General features: G+C 67.8%; 1 protein-coding gene. It reads right to left on the bottom strand.

Features of this window, described 5'->3' with window-relative positions:
* Window positions 1-32 precede the first annotated feature (32 nt).
* On the bottom strand, window positions 33-1,016 hold a 984-nt coding region (locus ACIPIA_RS16970), incomplete at its 5' end, for a glycosyltransferase family 2 protein (RefSeq protein ID WP_400511175.1).

Below are 1,016 nucleotides of genomic sequence, written 5' to 3'. Positions count from 1 at the left end.
CCTGACGCTCCTGGCTCGGCAGGGCTGGCGGATCAGTTCGTCTCGGGCTTCCGGTATTGCTCGTTGGCGACGCCGAATTCCGACATCAGCCGGCCGACCGCGACCTGCGCGTGATAAAGTCCGATGAGACCGGAGCGGGTCTTGAGGCCGAGGGCGATGCCGCGCGGCAGGGCGGCGCCCAGCAGCGCAAGGGATTTCGCCAGCACGCGCAGGCGGCCGGCAAGCCCGGGATGCTGTCGACGCTCGATTGCGGCCGAGATCGCTCCGTTGCGCAGCCCGCGCGCGGCAATCCAGTCGAAGGAGCTTCGCCGCGCCGGCATGGTCTCGCGTTGGGCGGCCTCCTGCACCCACCAGAAGCGGAAGCCGGCGGCCTTGGCCCGCGTGAAGAAATCGGTATCGCCTCCACCCGTGAAATCGAAGCTCTCGTCCAGGAAGGGGAAGCCGAGCCGCTCCAGCACCGTCCGGCGGATCAGGTAGTTCGCACTCGAATACAGCATCGGAACCGGGCCGGAGGCGTCATAGTGCGACCGGAATACGGGGTGGGCCGACAGCCAGGAACGCGCGGAATCCGCAAAGACAGGGATAACCGACCCACCGAACAGCTCCGCCGGGCTCGAGGCGGCGGATTCGAGGAAAGCGTCGAGCCAGCCCGGCTCGGCCTGCTCGTCGTCATCGATGCCCAGAACCTGCCGAAGCGCGGGGAAACGCGTCAGCGCGCAGCGCCACGCGGCGTTATAGGCCTTGCAGTTGCCTTGGCGCGGCTCGACGATGACGAGGCCCTTGAACAGCCCGGCCGCGTGCAATTCGCTTGCCCGCCTCGCGCCGGCACGTTCGCCGCCCTCGTTCTCTACGACGATAACCGCGAAATCATGCCCGCCCTGCTGTCGGGCCAGCGAGCGCAGCGTCTCTTCGAGCATGTCGGGGCGCTTGAAGGTCGGCACGCAGACGACGCTCTCGATGTGAGCAAGGTCCTCGAGCGGGGATTGGGCGACGATGGTGAAGCTCTCCGGCACGCC

The organism is Allobosea sp. CER48 (assembly GCF_044752385.1).
Lineage (GTDB): Bacteria > Pseudomonadota > Alphaproteobacteria > Rhizobiales > Beijerinckiaceae > Allobosea.
The sequence above is the reverse complement of the archived record's forward strand: the minus strand, read 5'-3'. Positions and strand labels throughout refer to the sequence as shown.